15 protein-coding genes and 2 tRNA genes are annotated in these 15,584 nt (G+C 68.2%); 8 read left to right on the top strand and 9 right to left on the bottom strand.

The features are described from left to right. Positions 1–62: 62 nt before the first annotated feature. The 3 genes from tig to H0193_RS05645 form a co-directional block, all read right to left on the bottom strand. On the bottom strand, positions 63–1,418 hold the full coding sequence (tig, locus tag H0193_RS05635; RefSeq protein WP_181888945.1) for a trigger factor: 1,356 nt from the start codon (positions 1,416–1,418) through the stop codon (positions 63–65). An 80-nt stretch (positions 1,419–1,498) separates the two neighbouring features. Continuing rightward, a tRNA-Pro gene (locus tag H0193_RS05640) sits at positions 1,499–1,575 on the bottom strand. A 138-nt stretch (positions 1,576–1,713) separates the two neighbouring features. Beyond that, a tRNA-Gly gene (locus H0193_RS05645) sits at positions 1,714–1,788 on the bottom strand. An 85-nt stretch (positions 1,789–1,873) separates the two neighbouring features. Between H0193_RS05645 and H0193_RS05650 the strand changes: the two genes are divergently transcribed. The 5 genes from H0193_RS05650 (at position 1,874) to H0193_RS05670 (ending at position 7,046) form a co-directional block, all read left to right on the top strand. Further along, positions 1,874–2,671 carry a DUF1542 domain-containing protein gene (locus H0193_RS05650; protein WP_181888946.1) on the top strand — a complete coding sequence of 266 codons (798 nt, stop codon included), beginning with the start codon at positions 1,874–1,876 and terminating at the stop codon, positions 2,669–2,671. Positions 2,672–2,731: 60 nt separating this feature from the next. Beyond that, positions 2,732–3,505 carry an electron transfer flavoprotein subunit beta/FixA family protein gene (locus tag H0193_RS05655; protein ID WP_181888947.1) on the top strand — a complete coding sequence of 258 codons (774 nt, stop codon included), beginning with the start codon at positions 2,732–2,734 and terminating at the stop codon, positions 3,503–3,505. Positions 3,506–3,514: 9 nt separating this feature from the next. After that, positions 3,515–4,444 (top strand): electron transfer flavoprotein subunit alpha/FixB family protein, encoded by a 930-nt coding sequence (locus tag H0193_RS05660; protein WP_181888948.1) that lies wholly within the window; start codon positions 3,515–3,517, stop codon positions 4,442–4,444. Continuing rightward, positions 4,444–5,853, top strand: coding sequence for a cytochrome b/b6 domain-containing protein (locus tag H0193_RS05665; RefSeq protein WP_181888949.1), 1,410 nt, complete (start codon positions 4,444–4,446; stop codon positions 5,851–5,853). Before H0193_RS05660 ends, H0193_RS05665 begins: the two co-directional genes overlap by 1 nt. A gap of 155 nt (positions 5,854–6,008) precedes the next feature. Then, the gene (locus H0193_RS05670) at positions 6,009–7,046 is read left to right on the top strand and encodes an HNH endonuclease signature motif containing protein (RefSeq protein WP_181888950.1); all 1,038 of its coding nucleotides are present in this window, start codon (positions 6,009–6,011) and stop codon (positions 7,044–7,046) included. A 58-nt stretch (positions 7,047–7,104) separates the two neighbouring features. On the opposite strand, the gene H0193_RS05675 is transcribed toward H0193_RS05670, so the two are convergent. From H0193_RS05675 to H0193_RS05690, 4 genes are read right to left on the bottom strand one after another with little or no spacing between them, the layout of a single operon-like run. Continuing rightward, complete coding sequence (locus tag H0193_RS05675; RefSeq protein WP_181888951.1) at positions 7,105–7,899, bottom strand: N-formylglutamate amidohydrolase; 795 nt, start codon at positions 7,897–7,899, stop codon at positions 7,105–7,107. After that, positions 7,868–9,643 carry a glycosyltransferase gene (locus H0193_RS05680; RefSeq protein ID WP_181888952.1) on the bottom strand — a complete coding sequence of 592 codons (1,776 nt, stop codon included), beginning with the start codon at positions 9,641–9,643 and terminating at the stop codon, positions 7,868–7,870. The genes H0193_RS05675 and H0193_RS05680 overlap by 32 nt, the downstream gene beginning before the upstream one ends. After that, the gene (locus H0193_RS05685; protein WP_338026605.1) at positions 9,640–10,755 is read right to left on the bottom strand and encodes a glycosyltransferase; all 1,116 of its coding nucleotides are present in this window, start codon (positions 10,753–10,755) and stop codon (positions 9,640–9,642) included. Before H0193_RS05685 ends, H0193_RS05680 begins: the two co-directional genes overlap by 4 nt. Next, positions 10,752–11,672, bottom strand: a complete 921-nt coding sequence (locus H0193_RS05690; protein ID WP_338026606.1) for a glycosyltransferase family 4 protein — start codon at positions 11,670–11,672, stop codon at positions 10,752–10,754. The genes H0193_RS05685 and H0193_RS05690 overlap by 4 nt, the downstream gene beginning before the upstream one ends. 36 nt (positions 11,673–11,708) lie before the next feature. On the opposite strand from H0193_RS05690, the gene H0193_RS05695 reads away from it, so the two are divergent. From H0193_RS05695 to H0193_RS05705, 3 genes are read left to right on the top strand one after another with little or no spacing between them, the layout of a single operon-like run. Further along, positions 11,709–12,533 (top strand): WcbI family polysaccharide biosynthesis putative acetyltransferase, encoded by an 825-nt coding sequence (locus H0193_RS05695; RefSeq protein WP_181888953.1) that lies wholly within the window; start codon positions 11,709–11,711, stop codon positions 12,531–12,533. Then, positions 12,530–13,393, top strand: coding sequence for a glycosyltransferase family protein (locus tag H0193_RS05700; protein ID WP_181888954.1), 864 nt, complete (start codon positions 12,530–12,532; stop codon positions 13,391–13,393). Before H0193_RS05695 ends, H0193_RS05700 begins: the two co-directional genes overlap by 4 nt. Then, a complete protein-coding gene (locus tag H0193_RS05705; protein ID WP_181888955.1) occupies positions 13,369–14,475 on the top strand; it encodes a glycosyltransferase family 2 protein in 1,107 nt (368 codons plus the stop codon). The genes H0193_RS05700 and H0193_RS05705 overlap by 25 nt, the downstream gene beginning before the upstream one ends. A gap of 6 nt (positions 14,476–14,481) precedes the next feature. Here H0193_RS05705 and H0193_RS05710 read toward each other — a convergent pair whose 3' ends face one another. Next, positions 14,482–14,949 carry a ribose-5-phosphate isomerase gene (locus H0193_RS05710; protein ID WP_181888956.1) on the bottom strand — a complete coding sequence of 156 codons (468 nt, stop codon included), beginning with the start codon at positions 14,947–14,949 and terminating at the stop codon, positions 14,482–14,484. Between the two features lie 5 nt (positions 14,950–14,954). Next, positions 14,955–15,572 (bottom strand): mycothiol-dependent nitroreductase Rv2466c family protein, encoded by a 618-nt coding sequence (locus H0193_RS05715; protein WP_181888957.1) that lies wholly within the window; start codon positions 15,570–15,572, stop codon positions 14,955–14,957. Positions 15,573–15,584 lie beyond the last annotated feature (12 nt).

Here is a 15,584-nt window from a genome sequence, read left to right on the forward strand (position 1 = left end):
ATCCTGCAGGAATGACAAAAGCGGCCGGGGCACCAACGCGCCCCGGCCGCTAAGAGAACGGCTTAGTTCTCCTCGGACTCCTCAGCCTCGTCCTCTTCGATCTCGCCGAAGTACTCGTTCGGGTCGACCTTGTTGCCGGCCTCGTCCTCGACCTGGGTGCGGGAGATGGCGATGGCCAGAGCCTTGCCACGGCGCACGTCGGAGAACAGGTTGGCAATCTGGCCGGACTGCTGCAGCTGGGCCACGAACTGGTTCGGGTCCATGCCGTAGGACTGCGCGGTGAACAGGATGTGGTCGGTCAGCTCCTGCTGGGAGACCTCCGGCTGCTCCTGCTCGGCCACAGCGTCGAGGAACAGCTGGGTGCGCACGGACTCTTCGGCCTGCTCGCGGGACTGCTTGTCAAACTCCTCGCGGGTCGTGCCCTGCGCCTCGAGCAGCTGGGCGAACGCGTTCTCGTCGTGGGCCATCTGGCCCAGCAGCTGGTGGAGCTGGTTGTGCACCTGCTCGTCCACCACGGACTCCGGCAGGGCGAACGTGGACTCTGCCAGGGCGACCTTGAGCACCTCGTCGCGGATGTCCGCGGCCTGCTTGGCCTTGGCGTTCTCCTCAACCTGCTCGCGGGTGGAGTTGCGCAGCTCCTCGACGGTGTCGAACTCGGACGCCATCTGCGCGAAGTCGTCGTCGAGCTCCGGCAGCTTGCGCTCCTTGGTCTGCTGGACGGTGACCTTCACGGTGGCCTTCTCGCCCTTGTGCTCGCCGTACTGGATCTCGGACTCGAACTCTGCGTCCTCGCCGGTTTTCAGACCGCGCAGCGCGGTGTCCAGGCCCTTCATCAGGTCGTCGGCGCCGACGCGGTAGGTCAGGCCCTCGGCGGAAGCATCGTCGAGCTTCTCGCCGTCGACGGTGGCCTCGAGGTCGATGATGGCGTAGTCGTCGGTCTTCAGCTTGCGCTTGGTGTCCTTGAGCTCACCAAAGCGTTCACGGAGGGTGTCCAGCTCGGCGTCGACTGCTTCGTCGTCAAGCTTGAGCTCCGGAACCTTCACGGAGATCTTGGAGAAGTCCGGCACCTCGATCTCCGGGCGCACGTCGACCTCGGCGGTGAACTCGACGACGTCGTTGTCCTCGATCTTGGTGATCTCGATCTCCGGCTGGCCGAGCGGGTTGATCTCGTTTTCCGCCAGGGCCTGCTCGTAGCGGGTCGGCAGCATGTCGTTGACGACCTGCTCCAGGATCGGGCCGCGGCCGAAGCGAGCGTCGATGAGCTGGCGCGGAGCCTTGCCACGACGGAAGCCCGGGATGTTGACCTGCTGGGCGATGGCCTTGTAGGCCTGGTCAATTTCCTTGCCCAGCTCGTCGAACGGCACGCTGACGTTGAGCTTCACGCGGGTGTCGCTGAGCTTGTCGACGGAAGTCTTCACGGATTTCTCCTGTACTAGATCGAAACAACGTTTGTCAGATGTTTATATGTGGCGGGCCCGCGGAAATCACGGGCCCGCCTTGGTCGGGGCGACAGGATTTGAACCTGCGACCCCCTGCTCCCAAAGCAGGTGCGCTACCAAGCTGCGCCACGCCCCGTTGCGGTAAAACCGCACGGTATGAACCACATTCGTTGAACGTGTGTAGTTCAGGACAGTCATTGTAGCGGTGCTTCAATCACCGTCCGCATTGAGGGCACAAAAACACCGGCCCCGCAACCGGAACCGGTGTCTTGTGTGGAGGGAATGACGGGAATCGAACCCGCGTCTTCAGCTTGGAAGGCTGAGGTATTAGCCACTATACGACATTCCCAGGCGCCGAAATCTGCAGCGCTGTGCGGAACTTTAGCGCAGGCGTATGCGTTGAACCAAACACGAACGAAATTTTAGGAGGAGTCATGTTCACCCTGTTGCTCATTTTCTTGATGGTCGGCGCGTTGGTGATGTTGCCGAGCATGAGCGGGCAGCGGCAGATGCCCCAGTCGCGGCGCCAGGTGGCAAGGCAGCAGCAGCTGTCTTTCGACGACGCGTACGCCGACGCCAAACGGTGGACCGACCGTTTGGGCTCGCAGGTGCTGAACCTCTCCGGCAACGACACCGCCTCCCAGCAGGCGATGGCCGACGCCTCCGAGCGCTTCAACGCGGCATCCGCCGGGCTGAGCGAGGCACGCTCCGTCAAGCAGGCGATGCTCGCGCGCGAGTCCGCGCTGGAGGGCCTGCACTACGTCAACGCGGCCCGCGAGATCATGGGGCTTCCCGCCGGCCCGCAGCTGCCGGAGCTGGAGGGCCAGCGCCAGGCAGGTCGTGTGACCGAGCAGCGCACCGTCACGCAGGAGGACGGCACGCCGGTCATGGCGTCGCCGCACGCCACCGCGCAGACGCCGCACTACTACCCCGGCGGCGCCGTCGCGGGCCGCCCGGTGCCGGCCGGCTGGTACTCCACCGCGTGGTGGGGCCCGGCGATGATGACCGGCGTGTGGGCCGCAAGCTCCATGATGTTCTACTCCGCGATGTTCGCGGGGATGTCCGGCGTGGCGTCTGCAGAGGCGTTTGAGGCCGGCGGGCTTGGCGACGGCATGGACGGCGCCGGCGAGATGGGTGACATGGGTGACATGGGCGATGCCGGCGGCGACTTCGGGGGCTTCGGCGGGTTCGGCGACGGCGGCGGCTTCGACTTCGGGGGATTCGACTTTTAGCCGTGCGTTACACTGCACAGCGATCGCGAACCCCAGAGAGCTCAAGAGCAAGGAGTGGCCGTGCGCATTGCTGTGCTGCTGAAAGAAGTGCCGGACACGTACAGTGACCGCGAAATGAACCTGGAGACGGGTTTGACGGACCGCTCCGGCGACGTCGTCGCCGACGAGGTCAGCGAGCGCGCCGTCGAGGCCGCGCTGCGCATCGCCGAAGCCGGCGAAAACATCGAGGTCGAGATCTTAAGCGTCGGCCCGGAGTCCTCCGCCGATTCGGTGCGCCGCGGCATCGCCATGGGCGCGAGCGAGGCCTACATCGTCTCGGACGACGCGCTCACCGGCGCGGATGCGACGTTGACTGGTGAGGTGTTGGCGAAGCTCGTCGAGAAGCAGGGCTACGACCTCGTCATCGCGGGCGCCGAATCGTCCGACGGCGGCACCGGTGTCATCGCCCCCTTCATGGCCGAGCTGTTGGACTGGCCGGTGCTGACCAACCTCACCGAGCTCACGCTCGACGGCGGGACCGTGCGCGCCACCCAGGCCTCCGACGCCGCCACCGCCCAGCTCGAAGCGCAGCTGCCGGCCGTGGTGTCCGTCGCCGACGAATTCGCGGACCCGCGCTACCCCAACTTTAAGGGTCTGATGGCCGCGAAGAAGAAGGAACTGCGCACCGTCACCCTCGCCGAGCTCCGCGTGGACCCGGCGGACTTCACGCACCCGCGCGCCATCATGACCAGCATCGAGCGCCGCCCGGAGCGCGAGCGCGGCGAGATCATCGACGCGAGCTCCACCGCCGCGGCCCGCCTGGTGGACTTCCTCGAATCCAAGAACCTCATTTAAGGAGCAGCCATGACCCAGATTCTTGTTGTCCCGGACCGCTCCTTCGACGGCTCGGTCAGCCCCGTTGCGGCCGAGCTCATCGGCGCCGCGTCCGCCATCGGCACCCCGGTGGTGCTGGCGCAGGACACCGCGCACGCAGAGGAGCTGGGTGCGCTCGGCGCCGCGGTGGTGCTGGTGTCCAACGCCCCGCTTATCGACGCAGCTGCCGCCGCGTTCGACGACCTCTTCCCTGCCGCCGTCCTGTTCGCCCACACCGTGCGCGGGCGCGAAGCCGCCGGCCGGTTCGCCGCACGCACAGGCAAGGCGCTGCTCACCGACGCGGTGTCTGTGAGCCGCGACGACCAGGGCATCGTCACCGAGCACCAGAACTTCGGCGGGGTCTACACCGCTTCTGCCGCTGCGACGCACTCCGCGCCGGTGATTACTCTGCGCAAGGGTGCGGTGGAAACGCGTACCGAGGCGGCCACGCCTGAGGTGCGCGAGTTGGAGGTGGCGCCGTCGGGACGTCGAGAGGCAGAAGTGCTCTCCGTGACTCCTGTGGAGCGCACCTCCGACCGCCCCGACCTGCTCACCGCCGACAAGGTGGTCGCAGGCGGCGTGTCCTTGGGCGACGAGGACATGTTCGAAGACCTCGTCGGCGGACTTGCCGACGCGTTGGGTGCCGCCGTCGGCGCCACCCGCTCCGCCGTCGACGAAGGCCAGGTGCCCTACGAGGCGCAGATCGGCCAAACCGGTGTGATGGTCAGCCCGAAGCTCTACATCGGCGTCGGCATCTCCGGCGCGGTGCAGCACCTGGTGGGCATGCAGACTGCCGACACCATCGTGGCGATCAACTCCGACGAGGACGCCCCGATCTTCGACATCGCCGACTTCGGCATCATCGGCGACCTGTTCGACCTGGTGCCGGACATCATCTCCGAGATCGAGGCGCGTAAGTAATGCAGGTAGAACTCCGCCGAGGACTGCCCCGCGTGCCGGGCGGCGAGCCGTGGCCGCCGGCCGGCACCGTCGACGTCGCCGACGCGCCGACCGAGGACACTGCGGCTGACGTTGCACCCGTTGCCGACGCGGCCGAGACCGCAGAGGTGGCGCTGCGCCGCGGCCTGCCGCGCGTGCCGGGCGGCGAGCCGTGGCCGCCGGCCGGGTCGGTGCGCGTCGCGGTGCCCGCTGCCGCTGGTGCTTCCGCCGCGGCCGCCGACGTTGCCGACGTTGCCGAGCCGGCGCACACCGTCGAGGTGCCGCTGCGCCAGGGCCTGCCCCGCGTCGAGGGCGGCGAACCGTGGCCGCCCGCCGGCACCGTGCGCGTCGCCGCGCCGGAGCCGGAAGCCGAGCCGGAGCCACAGCCCGAGACCGCGGCGCCTGTGGCGGCGACGGTGGTGGACGATGCTGTCGCCAAGACGGCCCCCGAGCCAGCCCCGAAACCGGCTCCGAAACCAGCCCCGCAGCCGGCACCCGCGTCGGCGACGGCGGGGAAACCGGAGGGCGTCGTAAGGCAATGGCTCCCATGGGCGATCGGTGCGCTGCTGCTGCTCGCCGCGGCCGTGTTCGGCGCGCGCTGGTACGTGGGCACCGAGGCCGGCGCCGACTTCATCGCCCGCTACAACGGCATCCAGCCGCTGCCGGACAACGCCCCCACCGGGCTGCCCGGCTGGCTGAACTGGGCGCACTTCTTCAACATGTTCCTGATGGCGCTGATCATCAAAACAGGCATTGACGTGCGCCGCGAGAAACGCCCCGCCGCCTACTGGCAGCCGAAGAAGGGCGGCAAAAAGATCTCGGTGACGCTCTGGCTGCACCAGCTTCTCGACGTCGCGTGGGTCGTCCTCGGCGTGGTGTTCTTCGTGCTTCTGTTCACCACCGGCCAATGGATGCGCATCGTGCCCACCAGCTGGGACGCGATCCCGCACGCGGTGTCGGCGGGCCTGCAGTACCTGTCGCTGGACTGGCCGACGGAAAACCCCTGGCTGTACTACAACGCGCTGCAGGAGCTGTCGTACTTCGTCACCGTGTTTATCGCCTCGCCGCTGGCCATCGTGTCTGGTTTCCGCATGAGCAGCATGTGGCCGGCGTCGTGGAAGGCGGTGCCGGTGTCGTGGGCGCGCGCGGTGCACTTCCCCACCATGATTTACTTCGTGGCGTTTGTGGTGGTGCACGTGTTCCTCGTGCTCACCACCGGCCTGCGCGGCAACATGAACGCGATGTTCGCCGCGCGCGAGGACGCCACCAGCTGGATCGGTGTGGTGTTGTTCCTGGTCGCGGCGGGTGTGACGGCGTTGGGCTGGTTCTTCGCGCGCGCCTCGGTGGTCGCGCCTGTGGCGGGCAAGACCGGCAAGGTGTCCAAGCGCTAAAACTTTGCAACGTATACCGCGGTGGCGTGCTTGCGCCACCGCGTTTTGCGTTTCTGTGGACAACTGTGTTGCGGCGTCAACAACCGGCGGGGGTTATCCACAGATTTTGATTTGGGTCTTGTTTGGTGTTGTGTGGCCGCCATAGCTTTCAGGCCATGAACTTCACCGACTTTGTTTCCGCAGGCGTTTCCGTCCTCGCCGACTTCGACCGCGATGTAGCCATGGCCGCCGGCCTGTCGTCTGGCCGGGTCCGCGACTTGGCGCGGGTGCACCACACCTACTTTGGTCCGACCCAATTCACCCGCAAACAACGCGACGCACTCGAAGCAGCGCACGGTCTGCCGGTCGACCAGCTCGTGCACATCGAGAAAAAACTCCTCGCCGTCGAAGGCGCCGCCGAACGCTGGCGCATCCGACTCGACCTGGTGCGCCACCGCGGCTCCTACCGGGCGTTGACCAAGCGGATCAAACGGCTGATCAAACAACCCGTCAAACCCGCCCCACCCTCGTGCAAGTTTTCCCGCTCCAAGGCCGGCATGCGCACCATGATCCTCACCTACAACGAGCGCGACCTCGCCGATCTTGAGCACCTGCTGCGCAAACTCATCGACGCAGACGACCCCGCCGCCGCCCAAATGGCCCACACCCTTATCGGGATCCTGCGCGACGGCAAAGGCATACCGAAGGCGAACTTCCGGCCGATCATCCTGGTGCCGATCGCCGACTGGGCCCGCATCCAATCAGGCCACGCCGACGAAGTCACGTTGATCTGCACCGACGGCACCACCATGACCGGTGCCGAGTACATGGAGCACGAATTCGGCGACATACTCGAAGTCGCCGCGTTCCACCCCCAAGAAGGCCCGGTCAACCTGTACTACGCCGAGCGCTGCGCCAACGCGAAGCAGAAGGTCATGTCGAAGCTGCTCTGCCCGGCCTGCGCGTTTCCCGACTGCAAACACTCGGCAGAGACCACCCAAACCCACCACATCAACGCGTGGCGCTACGGGGGAATGACCAACATGGACAACCTCGCCGAACTGTGCCCCTTCCACAACGGGGTCAACGCCGACAACAGGCAAGGCCCGTTCGGCTACATCGACAACCCCAACGCCCGCATCCACTGGGTCGCACCCAACGGCACACGCGTCCCCATGACCACCCCGGGCGCGATGGAGCTGCTCTTCGACTAACCACACACCGAAAACCCGCCCCGAAAGGGCGGGCACATCGGCATGCCCAAAAACGGCGCTACAGCGGGCGGCCCATGTCGGTGCGGGAAATCTCCACGGCCTTGCAGATCACCTCGGCCAGCGCGGCTTCGACGCGCACGCGCGACTCGTCGTTTTCCAGCAGGTCTTTGCGCACCTCGAACATCACGGCCAAAACGGAGGTGTTTTTGTCGTAGTCCACCGGCACGTACGCCCCGGCGAACGGGGTGTTGCGTTCGACGTTGAAGCCGGCGGCGGTGAAGGTGCGGGCGGCTTCGTCGGCAAGCACGGCGGGTGTGTGCACGGAGTGGGTGCCGATGCACACGTCCGGCAGGAGTTTGCCGGGGTGGATGCGGTACTCGTCGGGCTGGTTGTTGTACGAGTGCACGTCCACGATCACGGCGCAGCCGCAGTCCTGGATGCGGCCAGAGACCAGCTTCGATACGGCGTCGGCGTACGGGAAGTAGTACTCGGCTTTCAGGTCTGCGACGTCCATGTCCAAAGGCCGCAGCGGGTTGCCGTCGCCAAGCTTGAGGAAGATGGCGCCGCGCCCGGTCGAGTCCATGGATTCGCGTTCGTTGGAGAACCGCCCCGGGTCCGCGACCAGGCGCGAGAGGTTGTTCACGATCATCCACGGCGCGCACCCGGACTGCTCGGCGGCGGCCGCGGCGAGGGTGTCGGTGTGGTCGTCGGTGACGCGGTCGAGCTCGCGCGCAATCTGGTCGTCGGTGGCGATGAAATCAGCAGCAACCTCGGCCGGGATCTCGCGCGACGCGTGCGGCACGTGCACGATCACCGGGCAGTCAGTGCTTCCCTCGTGGATGGTGAAGTTCATGGTTCCGCAGGATATAGCGCTTCGGGGCTTCTTGCTTCTCGACGGCACCTTCGGCCTCGAACGCCTCCAACCAACCTTCCATGGGGAAGGTTCCCCATTTGTCGTGGAACCGGTTGGCGTTGGCGACGATGTCCTCGATGTGTTCCCACGGCGGCGAGGACACGGGGTGCCACTGGTGGTAGGCGTGGGCCCCGCCGACCCAGACGAGCGGGGTGCGGTGGCGCTCAAGTTCGCGGGCGAAGTCGGTGTCTTCCCCGCCGTAGCCCTCGAAGGTGGGGTCGAAGCCGCCGAAGTCGTGCTCGATGCGCTCCCACGTTGTTGCGGTCAGCGCGAAGGACAGGGACCAGAACAGGTTGTAGTTGTCGGCGTCGACGAGCTCGCCGTCGTCCGGATTGGGGCGGGCGGGGTGCGGCTCGGGGTCGGTGACGCGCAGCTCGCCCTGCTTCATGTAGGTCACCGGACCTGCGGCGACGGCCTCGGGGCGCCGCGTGAGCGCCGCGACGTAGCGCGGCACGAGCGCGTCGGAGGCGAGGCAGTCCGCGTCCAGGAACACGAGCACCTCAGCGCCGCGTTCGATGGCCACCTTCGCGCCCAGGTTGCGGGCGGCAGCGAGGTTGCGCGGTCCTTCGACCACGTGGCTTTTCGGCACCGCTTTGGCCAGCTCGTCCACATCATTCAGTGCGACTGTGACGTGATCGACGCCCATCGGCATGAGGTTGACCTGGTGAGTCAGGTGGTCGCGCCGGTTCGCGTCGGCGAGCGTGATCACGCAGGTCGCGGGCTGGCCGGGGTTCTCCGCCACGCTGGCGATGACTTCGGCGGCTCGGCGCGCCGAACCGTCTGTCTGCCAGCGCGCCCAGTCGGTGTCGCGGCGGCGCAGCAGTTCGGGCCATTCGTCGGGGGCGGGGAAGGCGTTTCGTACCGTCGCCAAGCTTTCGAGTGCTTTCGCGCCCGCCTTTTGCTCGGTGAAGGGGCGCGGCTGCGGCAGGATCACCGCCGGGGTGTAAGTGGCGGCGAGGTCCGCCACGGAGTTCTGCCCGCCGGCGGTGACGGCGATGCCCGCGGACTGCAGCAGCTCCGTCGGGTCGTCGACGTGGTTGTCGCCGCCCAAAAACGTGAAACGGTACTCGGGGCAGGCGGCCTGCACCGCTTCCCAGTCGGCAGGCGACCACGTCGAACCGCCCAGGCCCGCCATCACCACCACGTGGTTCGGGTCGCGCTCGACACCCTCGCGCGGGGTCAGCCGCGAGATCCCGCCGACAGCGTGCAGCCGGTCGGCGTGCGCGCGCAGGTGCTCGGGCACCTCGACCCAGTCCGGCCACGCCGCCACGATCGCTTCGGCCTGCGCGTAGGCGAGCTGGTGCGGGGCATCGCCGCGGTAGCCGGGCATCGCGTGCACCACCACCGGCACACCCATCAGCCGCACGAACGCGGCGACCTCGTTGGACACGTCCACGTAGAACGCCTCCGGCTGGTTCTCGGCCACCCAGTCGGCGATCTGCGCGAACCTTGATGCGATCTGCGGCGCCCCGTACGGCGCGTAATGCAGCGTGCCCCCGGCGGTCATCGCGCGCCCGCTGCGCAGTTCGCGTGGGCCGGCGCTGGCGTCGTCGAGAAGCGCAACGTCCCCGCCCGTCGTGGACAAAATCTGCGCCTCGCGGCCCATCGCGCGCAGCTCGCGCTGGATGGCGCGGCAGCGGTGCAGGTGCCCGGAGCCGTGGTGGTGGGCGTAGATCCCGATCATTGTCCTACCTTTCCAAACGCCGCCACCTGGCGGAAGATGTCGGTGTAATGCTTCGCGGTTTGGGAAAGCGAATGCCTCTCGACGACCCAACGGCGCACCACGTCCCTCTCAATCCCCCGCGCCTGGGTGATCGCGGCGGCGAGCGCGTCGACGTCGTCGGCGGGGGCGAGGGCGGCGGGGGCGTCGCGAAGCAGCTCGCCCATGCCGCCGCGGCGAAACGCCGCAACGGGGGTGCCGCACGCCATCGCCTCGAACGCGACGAGCCCGAACGGTTCCTCCCACCGCGGGCTGACCACGGCGACGCCGCACCCGGCGACCAGGCGCCGCAGCTCGGCGTGGGAAAGCTCGCCGATCCACTGCGCGTCGTGCCCGAGGCGCGGCTCGATTTCGTCGCGGAAGTAGTGGTGGTCGCCGTTACGCCCCGCCAGGACGAGGGGAACGTTGGCGACGCGGGAGGCGTCGATAGCCAAATGCGCGCCCTTTTCCGGCACGAGGCGGCCAAACCACACCGCGGTCCCGCCGCCGCTGCCCGGCCGCCAGAGGTCCACGTTGACGCCGTTGGGGATGATCACCGGCTCACTGGGCAGGCGCCAGTCGCGCGCGGTGGTGCGGCTGACGGCGGCGAAACGCCCGGCGCGCAGGCCGGCGGCAGTGATGGCGGCCTGGATCTCCTCGACCATCGGCGTGTGCAGCGTGGTCAGCATCGGCAACGGCTCCGGCGACGCGGCCGAGGGAAAGATGTACGGGTTGAGGCTGTTGTTGTGCACCACGTCGTATCCGCGGGCGACCAGCAGGCGGCGCAGCTGCACAAACGCGGCGTTTTCCCGCTCGCGCCCGCCTTCCGGGTAGGTGGTGTCGGTGGCCTCGGCGGCGTGGGAGCCCCAGTCCACCCCGGGCAGTTCGAGTGTTTTGTCGTTGCCGTCGGAGCCTTCGGCGGCGAAGAAGTCCACGTCGTGACCGAGCTCGCGCAGCGCGGCCACCATGGTGTGGCAGAACGCCTCCAGCCCGCCGGCGTACGGCTCACGCACCGGGTAGCGCGCGGGCCCGACCAGCGCGATGCGGAGCTTGCCGGTGCGCGGGGCGCGCGGCGCGGGTTTCGCGGCAACGGTCACTCGCTCACCACTTTCCTGTAGATCTCCTCGTGCGCCCTGCGCACCTCGTCCAGCTGGCGCACGCGGTCGCCGGCGTACGGCACCGGCCCGCGCGCAAGCAGCCGCGCCGCAGCCTCACCGGCTGCGCGCCCGTCGCCGGTCCGGTACACCTCCACCGCCGCAACCGTGTCTGCTTGCCCGGCGTAGCAGCCGCAGTCCGGCACCGCCACTGGCACGCCCAGGTCGCGGCACATTTCCAGCCACCCCGAGTGCGTCCCGCGCGTATACGGCAAAATGCACACCCCGGCGTGACCGACGGCTGCGTGCAGCTCGTCGTCAGTCATGGGCTCGTGCACCACAGTGCCTATCGACGCAAGCTCCGCTCCCCCATGCACATACACATCCAACGGCACCCGCGCCGCGATATCGCGGTAGAACTGCGCGTCCGCGACCACGTTCGAGCGCACCGACTTCAGAAACACCGCCGCGCGATCCCCCCGTTCTACCGCCACCGGTTCCTCCACAATCCGCGGGTGCGGCACCACCCGCACGTCCGTCGCGCCGAAGTCGCGGGTAAGAATCTCGGCGGCTTGGTCGGTGAGGGTGATCAGGGCGGATGCTTCGTCGATAAGCAATTGCAAGCGCTCGTGGTGCTCGGTCTGGTCGACGAGGTGCGGGTTGTCCAGGTCGTGGACGGTGAGCACCAGCGGCACCGGCAGCGCGCGGCAAAGCTCCGCGATCTGCGCGGGCGAGCGGTGCTCGAAGCCGAAGTGGATGTGCACGAGGTCCACGGCGGGCGGGTCGCGCCAAAACTCGGCGTTGAGGGCGGGGTGCGGCCACCAGTTGCCGCCGATGTCCGGGTCCGGCAAGAACTCCACGCCAGCAGGGCGGATAGCCTGCGTGTACGGGTGGCCGGAGGGGATAGACAGAACGCGCACCCCACTAATATAAACGTTTTCGCATACTGTGTTGGCATGCTGCTTGTTGTCGTCGGTAACTGCCAAGCGGAGTCCACCCGAAAGCTTTTGATGTCCACCGGGCACTTCACCGGCGAGCGCATCGCCCCTGTCCACGAGCTTGAAGCGGCGGACATGGGGTGGTTTTTGGACCTCGTGGCCCGCGCCGACGTGCTGGTGACCCAGCCGATCCGCGACAACTACCGCGGCCTGCCCGTGGGCACCCGGCAACTTCGTACGTCGGCGCGGCGCGTGGTCGTGCCGGTGCTGCGTTTCGACGGGCTCATGCCCCACCAGGCCATCATCCGCGACCCGGATGACCCGTCGTTGAACCCGCCGGTGGTGCCGTACCACGACCTGCGCACCTTGGCCGTGGCCGCGGGGTATGCCCCGGCCGCGCCGCCTCCGCCGGATGCGTTGCGCCGCGCAGCCGCGATGTCCGTCGAGCAGATGCGGGTGCGCGAGCGCGCCCACGGCGCGGTTGTCGTCTCGGACTACCTGGAGACAAACCCGGTGTGGCACACCGTCAACCACCCCGACAACGCCACCCTTGCGTTCATGGCATCGCGGGTGCTGGAGGAGCTGGGGCTTTCCGACGCCCCGACCGCCCCCGACTACGAAATGCTCGGCGGGCTGGACGCACCCATCGACGCCGCGGCCGCCGACGCCCTCGGCGTGTCAGTTTCGGGCCGCGATGAGTGGCGCGAGCGCGGCGCCGGGGCCATCGACGCCGACGAGATCCGCGCCGCGCAACTGGAGTTCTACCGTGAGCGCCCGGCGCTGGTCGCCCACGGGTTGCAGCGCCACGCGGAGCGCTTGGCGAATCTAGGGTTGGTGCAATGAAACATCTCATCGTCGGCCCCGCGGGCCATGGGGTGACCGAGTACGCCCTCGGGCTCGCCCGCGCCACGGGCGCCGAGGTCATACGGGAGGAGACGTTCGGCGATACCCCGCTCGCCGGCCCCGTCCACGTCACCTTCACCGACCACCTTTTCGGCGACACGGCCGAGCGCCTTTTGGCGCGCATCGACGGCCCGCTGTCCGTGAGCCTGCACGACATCCCCCAGCCCGAGGAAGGCGCCGAGCGCTACGCCCGCCGCGCACGCGTCTACCGCGAGCTGGTCGAAAGGGCGGACGTCGCGGTGGTCAACTCCAACCACGAGGCCTCCTTTTTCGACGCCGCGACAACCGTGATCCGCCTGCCCATCCCGGTCATCGACTCGCCCTTCGACCCCGAGCCGGGCAGCGTCGGCGTGCTGGGGTTCCTCTACCCCGGCAAGGGCCACGAGGACCTCATCGCAGCACTGCCGGACCGCCGCCTGCGCTTCCTCGGCGCGGTCTCACACGGCCACGAAACATGGGCCGAAAACCTCGACGCCGAGATCACGGGCTGGCTTTCCGACGCCCAACTCGCCCACGAAATGGGCCGCATCGCGGTGCCGGTGTGCCCGCACCGCCACTTCTCCGCCTCCGGCTCGCTGATGGCCTGGCTGGGCGCGGGCCGCACCGTGCTGGTGCGCGACTCCGCCTACGCCCGCGAGATCGACGCGTGGCTGCCCGGGCGCGTGACGCTGGTGGCTGACGGCGGGTGGCGGGAGGCCGTCGATAAGCATGTGCCCAAACAGATGGAACCGCCGCGCTACGGCTGGGCCGAGGTCGCGCAACTGTGGGAGGAAACATGGCGTTTAGCTGGCCTGATGTGAGCGTTGTCATCCCGCATTACAACGACGCGGAAGCGCTCGAGCGGGTCGTCGCGGCAGTGGGCGCGCAGGACTACGCGGGCGAAGTGGAGATCATCGTGGCCGACGACGGCTCCGCCGAACCACCCGCGATCGAGGGGGTGCGCGTGGTGCGTCAGGAGGACAAGGGCTTCCGGGCGGCCGCGGCGCGCAACCTCGGCGCGGATGCGGCGCGCGGCGAGGTGCTGGCGTTTCTCGACGCCGACACCGTGCCCGAGCCCGGCTACCTCTCCGCGGTCGTGCCGCACGTCGTGGGGGACGCGCGGGCGGTAGTCGTCGGCGCGCGCCGCACCGGCGCCGAGGACAAAGAGCCGCAATGGCTTATCGACGCCTGGTCCGCCACCGCCAACCTCCGCAACGCCGACCACAGCTCATGGCGCTACATCATCTCGGCGGTGCTGACGTGCTCGCGCGAGTTCTTCGACGAGGTCGGCGGCTTCGACGGCACGCTCGTCGGCTACGGCGGCGAGGACTGGGAGTTCGGCTTCCGCGCCTGGAACGCCGGTGCGAGCTTCGTGCACGAGCCGGCGGCCGTCGCGCACCACGCGGAGGAGGACTTCGGGCAGCGTTACGACGACCCCGCCGCCGCCACCGCCGTCAAAAACGCCGAGTCGCTGGCCCTGGCCCGGCGCGTGACGCACCCGCTGGCGCGGCCGGACGGGGTCATCTTCGACACCTTCGACATGCAGGTGGAGGTCCCGGAGCTCGACGGCGAGGGGGTGCGCGACTTCGTCATCGCGGAGTGGCTGAAGGTCGGCGCGTACGTGCGCGTCGCGGAGGTGCCGGCGCTGTTCGCGCACGACCCGCGGGTGGGCACCGACGAGGTTGACGCGCGGGTGAACATCGCCGTCGGCGCGGGCTGGGCGCCGCAGGATATGGCCGCGCTTTTGGCGGTGGAGTACGTGCTCTGCCCCGACGGCACGGTGGTGCGCACGAAGCGCGCCGCCGCGCTGGAAATGGAGCCGGTCACCGCGAACCCCGAGGACATCGGGATGACCCCGGTTGCGGGCCCGCTGCAGCTGGAGCGCTACTTCGCGGGCTGGTGACGCAGCTTACGGCAGCTCGGGCGCGACGCCGGTGCGCTCGTACTCGGCGAGGATGTCGATGCGGCGCTGGTGGCGTTCCTCTTCGCTCCACGGCTGGGACACGAAGGCGTCGACAATTGCGAGCGCCTCTTCCTCGGTGTGCATGCGGCCGCCGATGCCGATGAGCTGTGCGTTGTTGTGCTCGCGGGCGAGCTTCGCGGTCTCTTCCGACCACGCCAGGGCGCAGCGCGCGCCCTTGACCTTGTTCGCGGCGATCTGCTCGCCGTTGCCGGAGCCGCCGAGCACGATGCCCAGCGCACCCGGGTCCGCCACCACGGCCTCAGCGGCGGCGATGCAGAACGCCGGGTAGTCGTCCAAGGCGTCGTACTCGTGGGCGCCGCAGTCGGTCACCTCGTGGCCCTGGGCCTCAAGGTGGGCCTTGATCTGGTTCTTGCGCTCGAATCCGGCGTGGTCTGCTCCAAGGTAAATACGCATGGCGTTTAGCGTACCTGGGGCATCTCCGTGCGGGTGCGCTTGAGTTCGAAGAAGTACGGGAACTCCGCCAACCCAACCGCGTGATCGAACAATGCGCCGGCCTCTTCGCCTTCCGGCACGCGGGTGATCACGGGCCCGAAGAACGCGTTGTCGCCGAGCTTGACCACCGGGGTGCCCACGTCGTCGCCGACGGCGTCCATGGCGGTGGCGTGGAAGCCGCGCAGCAAATCGTCGCAGTCGGACGTGTTGGCCACCTCAGCGAAATTTTCCGGCAGGCCCACCTCCGCCAGCGCCTTCGCGATGATCTCGTCGTAGGCGCCGTCGCCCTTCTTGCCGCCTTCGCCGCCGGCGTGGATCATCGTGCCCATCGTGGTGTACAGCTCGTCGACCTTCTCGGGCTGCTCCTCCTTGACCTTCGCGAACACGCGCGCCGGACCCCAGTTCGCTTCCATCATGGCGGCGTAGTCTTCGGGGATGTCGCGGCCGTCGTTAAGCACTGCGAGCGACATGGGCACCCATTCGACCTCGATGTCGCGGACCTTCTCCACCTCTTTGATCCAGCGGGAGGTCTGCCATGCGAACGGGCAGGATACGTCAAACCAAAATTTCACTTGTTCCGTCATGGCGCCCACGAT

The sequence above is a fragment of the Corynebacterium haematomassiliense genome, from assembly GCF_013978595.1.
GTDB lineage: Bacteria > Actinomycetota > Actinomycetes > Mycobacteriales > Mycobacteriaceae > Corynebacterium > Corynebacterium lehmanniae.